The sequence below is a fragment of the Skermanella sp. genome, assembly GCF_059503625.1.
In genome coordinates this window covers 1-5,692 of sequence record NZ_JCACHA010001070.1, presented here as the reverse complement: position 1 = coordinate 5,692, position 5,692 = coordinate 1, and the positions used below count along the sequence as shown (strand labels likewise).

General features: G+C 61.8%; 5 protein-coding genes and 1 pseudogene. 5 read left to right on the top strand and 1 reads right to left on the bottom strand.

What is annotated here, in order from left to right; all coding sequences use genetic code 11:
• The first annotated feature begins 110 nt into the window (after positions 1 to 110).
• Together hflX and AC5JJ6_RS38675 are read left to right on the top strand one after the other, a co-directional pair.
• On the top strand, positions 111 to 1,442 hold the full coding sequence (hflX, locus tag AC5JJ6_RS38680; RefSeq protein ID WP_496047137.1) for a GTPase HflX: 1,332 nt from the start codon (positions 111 to 113) through the stop codon (positions 1,440 to 1,442).
• An 830-nt stretch (positions 1,443 to 2,272) separates the two neighbouring features.
• Positions 2,273 to 2,422, top strand: a pseudogene (locus tag AC5JJ6_RS38675) (transposase); the annotation flags it as partial.
• Positions 2,423 to 3,044: 622 nt separating this feature from the next.
• Here the strand turns inward: AC5JJ6_RS38675 and AC5JJ6_RS38670 are convergent.
• Positions 3,045 to 3,530, bottom strand: coding sequence for a PRC-barrel domain-containing protein (locus AC5JJ6_RS38670; protein ID WP_496047136.1), 486 nt, complete (start codon positions 3,528 to 3,530; stop codon positions 3,045 to 3,047).
• A gap of 261 nt (positions 3,531 to 3,791) precedes the next feature.
• Between AC5JJ6_RS38670 and AC5JJ6_RS38665 the strand changes: the two genes are divergently transcribed.
• The 3 genes from AC5JJ6_RS38665 (at position 3,792) to AC5JJ6_RS38655 (ending at position 5,368) form a co-directional block, all read left to right on the top strand.
• Positions 3,792 to 4,610, top strand: a complete 819-nt coding sequence (locus tag AC5JJ6_RS38665) for a hypothetical protein (protein ID WP_496047135.1) — start codon at positions 3,792 to 3,794, stop codon at positions 4,608 to 4,610.
• An 87-nt stretch (positions 4,611 to 4,697) separates the two neighbouring features.
• A complete protein-coding gene (locus tag AC5JJ6_RS38660; protein WP_496047134.1) occupies positions 4,698 to 5,078 on the top strand; it encodes an IS6 family transposase in 381 nt (126 codons plus the stop codon).
• On the top strand, positions 5,060 to 5,368 hold the full coding sequence (locus tag AC5JJ6_RS38655; RefSeq protein ID WP_496047133.1) for a DDE-type integrase/transposase/recombinase: 309 nt from the start codon (positions 5,060 to 5,062) through the stop codon (positions 5,366 to 5,368). Before AC5JJ6_RS38660 ends, AC5JJ6_RS38655 begins: the two co-directional genes overlap by 19 nt.
• Positions 5,369 to 5,692 lie beyond the last annotated feature (324 nt).

Below are 5,692 nucleotides of genomic sequence, written 5' to 3'. Positions count from 1 at the left end.
CAGAAGCTGCTGCCCTGGGGAGGGCCGCAGCAGGCCGACAATGAACTTGAAGAACAACGTGCGGCGCCGCCGGCACTTCTGGCAGCCTAGCACAGGGGAAAGTACAGGTAATGGGAAGTCAGTATCATAACCAAAGCGGGCGCAGCCAAGCCGACCGCGCCCTTATCATCCACCCGGTGCTGCATGGCACCGTACAGACCCGCTCGCCCGAAGCCTGCCTGGAGGAGGCCGTCGGTCTCGCCCACGCCATCGATCTCGACGTGGCCCAAGCCCGCACGGTCAAGGTCAGCCGGCCGCAGCCAGCCACGTTGCTGGGTGGCGGCACCGTCGCCGAACTGGGGTCGGCGATCGCCGACGCGGAAGAGCGGGGCGAACCGATCGACCTGGTGATCGTCGACCATGCTCTGTCGCCGGTGCAGCAGCGCAATCTGGAGCAGAGCCTCGGAACCAAGGTGATCGACCGTACCGGCCTGATCCTGGAGATCTTCGGCGCCCGCGCCCGGACCCGCGAGGGTCAGCTTCAGGTCGAGCTGGCGGCGCTCAGCTACCAGCGCTCCCGGCTCGTGCGGTCGTGGACCCACCTTGAGCGCCAGCGCGGCGGTTTCGGCTTCATCGGCGGTCCCGGTGAAAGTCAGCTCGAGCTCGACCGCCGTCTGATCGGCGACCGCATCGTCAAGCTGAAGCGGGAACTGGAAGAAGTCCGCCGCACCCGTGGCCTGCACCGCAAGGCGCGTGCCCGCGTACCTTATCCGGTGGTGGCGCTGGTGGGATACACCAACGCCGGCAAGTCCACGCTGTTCAACAGCATGAGCGGGGCCAGCGCCTTCGCCAAGGACCTGCTGTTCGCCACGCTCGACCCGGCGATGCGGTCGATCAAGCTGCCGTCGGGAAGCAAGGTGATCGTGTCCGACACTGTGGGGTTCATCTCGGACCTGCCGACCTCCCTGGTCGCGGCCTTCCGCGCGACGCTGGAAGAGGTGCAGTCGGCCGATATCATCCTGCATGTCCGTGACATCGCCCATCCCGACACGGAGGCTCAGAAAGCCGATGTCGAGGCGATCCTGAAGGACCTTGGCATCGATCCGGAGACCGATCCGCGCGTCGTCGAGGTGCTGAACAAGATCGACCTGCTGGAACCGGCCGATCAGGCGAGCCTTCAGGCCCAGACCGGCCGCTCGCCGGCTGCCGTGCCGGTTTCCGCCGTCACCGGCGAAGGTCTGGAGCGGCTATTCGCGGTGCTCGACGAGCACCGGACGGCCAACCGTCAGGTGGTCGATGTGGATGTCGATCTGGCCGACGGGGCGACCTTGTCCTGGCTGTACGCCCGGGGCGAGGTGCTGGACCGGCGGGATGACGAAGCCCGGGCGCACCTGCGGGTGGCCATGGAGCCGGCGCATCTGGCCCGGTTCGCCGGACTGGAGCGGCAGGCTCTGCGCGCCTGAAGAAAGCCGAAAAATGAAGTCGGACAGTCTTGTAACGGCTTCAGCGGGCTTCTACATTAGCATCACTGTCTGAAACAACAGAAAGGAGGTGATCTTGTGTCTAATTGTTCCAAGCCGCGGTCGTCGGGTACAGTGACCAGGGTCTCCGCCTTTGGCGAGATCTACGCGTAATACTGCGTCGCATCGTGGTCCTGACCGGATCGTGGTTTGACAATTGAAAGGCCGCCCCTCGGGGCGGCCTTTCTGCTTTGGGAACTTCGTATAATCTCTGAGTCATGGCATCCGGTTCAGGGTAGACGATCGCGAACCCATGCCTCGCTGCCTTTCCCGATCAGCCGGGCGCTAGCTGGCCCTCTTCTTATGGGACTGAGTATTCGCACGGAAAGAACATAGATCAGCGCGGGCTAGATTGAGATCGTACTGAAAATCCTCCAATAGCTTCCTGGCCCGAGCCGCAGCGAACGCATTGCCTTTTCGCTCCAGCTCCCTGATTGTCTCGGACAAATGCGCGATCTGCTTCTCGCCTTCGCAGATACTGCGCTCAGTCATTGCGAGACGATCCCTTTCATGCTGGTTCATGATCCCCTCTCCCCACAGATGGCATGTCACGAGATGCCTTGGGTAAGCCGCAACAGCACAGTGGATGATTCAGATCCGATCGTCTTGGCATACACCTATCGGACAATGTTTTTTGACTGTCTGTAGGTGGTGTGCGGGTCCGAAGGAGGCTTTTGTGGATGACTAGTTGACCTTGCCCGCGTGCAGCGCCTCCCATAGCCGGGTAAGATCGGCGCCACAGGAGGCACGATGAAGAAAGCGGCGAGGGCGAGCGGATTTCGACTGTTGCCAGGAACCTGGGGCTTGCGGAGCAAACGCTGCATAATTGGGTCCAAGCAGCAGGCAACGGAGGCTTGAAGGGACCTGCAACCTCGAGTGTGAGCGCCGAGCCGATGGAGATCAGCTGCCTGAAGGCTGAATAGCCACGCGTGAGGATTGAGCGCGACATCCTAAAAAAAAGCTGCGGCATACTTCGCGAGGGGGTCGTTGTGAAGTACGCCTTTATTCAACGGCATCGCCATATCTGGCCTGTTTCGGCTCAATGCTGTCAGCAGGCATGGAGGTGGTCACCGAGGATGCGCTTGTATTTCGACATCGCGGTTTCCGCCATGGGCCGCCTGCCATAGTCAGTGTCCCGCTGCCAGCCCACCCTTGTCGGCAAGGGGCTGGATATGGCGATCACGCTGAGTTGGCTCGACGCTTGATCCCAGCACCGCCATACTTCGCGGCGGAATGACGACCGTGGTTGTGGGCTCGTGCCATCCGTCTCCATCGCTGTGAGCTGCGCCAGAACCTCATCCACGAAGGCGTCCAAGCCGGCGAGGGCGTCTCAGGATGCCGGAGAGGTCCTGGCGGTTCTGACGGCGGTACCCATATGCTGCTGACCCGGCGCCTATTGGCGACGGCCCCGGACATAGACCGCCAGCCCCGAAGCGCCAGCCCTCTTTCAGCTCAAAGTAGCATTCCAGTCAGCACAGAGCGGCACACCCCATCTGCGAACAAGTTCTGAGGGACGATCAGCCCGACTATGTCCGGCGCGGCGGATTACCGCGATCCCTGTGCATCGGTCAGGGTCTGGTCGTCCTCGACCTCGGCGAAGTCGTTGTCGTTGTCATCCCACTTCTGAAGCGCAGTGACCTGCTGCTCGGTCATCGGCAGGGTGACTTTGTCGCCCTCCATGGTGAACTGGTTGATTGGCACCAGAACCTTTTCCGACCCAAGGCCGAACCAGTTGCCGCCAGCCTGCACGACGGCAAACACGGTGGCTCCGGCGGTGCTGCTTCCCGTGGTGCCGGGAGTGCCGTTGGCCGAACTGGGACGGACCACCTCGTCGATCTCGCCGATCTCCTTGCCGTCAGCCCCGTAGACCTTATGATCCTCCAGGTCGTCAACCGTCATCGACATGATGCCCGATCCACCAGCCTTGCTCGTGGTGGTCGTTGTCGTTGTAGTCTGGCTGTTCTGGGCTAGAGCCGGAGTTCCACCCAGCACCGCGAGAGCAACGCCGGCCATCAATACGGATTTCAGCATCTGCTTACCTCCTGTACGGGAAAGTACTCTGCTGAAATCAACATGCCAGTCTCCAATACATTCCCTGACAACGACATGAAAAGGTTGGCAAGAGACCCTGCCGTCAACTCACCCTCCGGTTGAGGGTGCGCGGGATTGTTCATTGAGGCCTTGGCGGTGATACGAGTGGCCGGAGATGCGTGGAGGACGGGAATGGACGCAAGGGAACCAGCCTGAAGACCTCTTGTTGTGGTGTTTGGAATAAACTTGAGGAGAACCATCATGGCCGCTACCACGGGGACATCGCCGGGCGGAACTACTGGCACCTCCAACGGTAAATCAGGAGCCGCTACGGTCACCGACACCAGCCGCAACAAGCCTGATGCCGCCTCTGCCGCCACGACTGAATCGAACCAGCCCTCCGCTGAGAAAATCATCGAAACTACGGCAGGATCGACGACCGGTTCGACCGGCGCCGATACCCCGACGCCCTCCAGCATAACGGTCACCCAGAGTGACACCGGCAAGAGTTCAGCCGCAACGTATTCCGGCCCGACTGGGATCGGCGGCGTCACCAAATCCAGCACGGCATCCCCGACGGCAGCGGAGCAGTTCTCGCGACCCGACAGCGGAACCACCAGCACATCGACCATCAACACTCCCTCGCGAACCCATACCGGACCGAAGGCGGACAGCGGCACCCTGGGTAACCTGACGGAGACCGCCGGGGGTACCGGGCGGCACGGCAGCAGCCAGGCAGCGGAGGAGTGGCAACAGCGGAAACAGCAGGCGTCCGAAGTGGCCGGCAACCTCAAGGACGGTGCGGCCCGGTCTGCGGAGCAGGTTCGCGACACTGCCAACCGGGCGGCATACCGGGTTCGCCAGCAAAGCCGCCAAGGCGTCGAAGCCGCCCACACGGTGATCACTGAACATCCGCTGGCGACCGGCATGGTCGCCCTGGGGGTCGGGTTGTTGATCGCCGGGTTGCTGTACAGCCAATCTCGGAAATCCCAATCGTACCGGAACTACTACGATCGGGATCGGGAGAGCGATTACCGGCAGGCGGAGAGCAATGCCGGGTATGACAGATCGGGCTACTAACCCGTCGACACACCCGAATTCTAACTGTCCAGCGGCATTGTCCCGCGAACAGTAGCGCTCCGTCGGTGGCGACGATAATGCGCCTGGATGCAGCCGATCATCATCCAGCATGCAGCGTGGCTTTATCTCCGGTTCATACTGAGCTACCGGGACGTTGAGGGGCTGCTGGCCAAGCGTGGTGTGATTGTCTCCGACGAAACAATCCGTCGGTGGTGCGGGAAGTTTGCTCGAACCTTAGCCGACCGGCTGCGGCAATGCCGGCCGAAGCCCGATGATCGCTGGCATTTGGATGAGGTGTTCATCAGGATCAACGGCGTTCAGCACTATCTCTGGCGTGCGGTCGACCAGGACGGGATCGTTCTCGACGTCCTGGTCCGGAGCCGGTGCAACACCAGGGTCCAAGCGCTTCTTCAAGAAACTGCTGAAGGGCTTGCGGTATGTGCCGGGTCGTGGTCACCGATCAGCTGAAAAGCTACGCCGCGGCCAAGCGCCAGATCATCCCACACGCCGAACACCGGCAAAGCCGTTACCTGAACAACAGGGCGGAGAATTCGCATCAGCCGACCCGCCAGCACGTGCGGCACATCGAACGCTTCAAATCACCCCGGCAGGCCCGGCAGTTCCTGTCCGCCCACGGCCCCACTCACCAGCACAGCAATCCCCGTCCGCATCTCATGAGTGCCGCCGAGTACCACGTCCATCGCACCCACGCATTCGAGGTCTGGAAGCAGGAGACGTGCGCCTGGAGGGCCGCATAAAGGCCGGCTTACGGCCCTTCAACGTCTTCGCACGTCCTATCCAAGTTAAGGTGACAATGCCGATCAGGCGGCGGCTGCCGCACCGGGGACAGCAAAGAGGAGTTGGAACCATCAAAACGCAAAACAGTGAATATCTCTATACTATATAAAATCCGGAATTAGTGCGTTAAACCCTGTATACATACAGCTCATGGACAGGCTCGATATTCACAGTTCAAGTCGTCACGATTCCCGGGCTGGTGCCGAGGCCGGGCGTGGGCGCTTTGGCAGCATCGAGCCACGGTCGCGCTGACGAGTGGTTGCGACGCGGCGCGGGCCGCCATC

Bases quoted from the DNA above. Each gene is read 5' to 3' on its own strand.
- hflX (WP_496047137.1), top strand. From the start codon at position 111: ATGGGAAGTCAGTATCATAACCAAAGCGGGCGCAGCCAAGCCGACCGC.
- AC5JJ6_RS38670 (WP_496047136.1), bottom strand. From the start codon at position 3,530: ATGCTGAAATCCGTATTGATGGCCGGCGTTGCTCTCGCGGTGCTGGGT.
- AC5JJ6_RS38665 (WP_496047135.1), top strand. From the start codon at position 3,792: ATGGCCGCTACCACGGGGACATCGCCGGGCGGAACTACTGGCACCTCC.
- AC5JJ6_RS38660 (WP_496047134.1), top strand. From the start codon at position 4,698: ATGCAGCCGATCATCATCCAGCATGCAGCGTGGCTTTATCTCCGGTTC.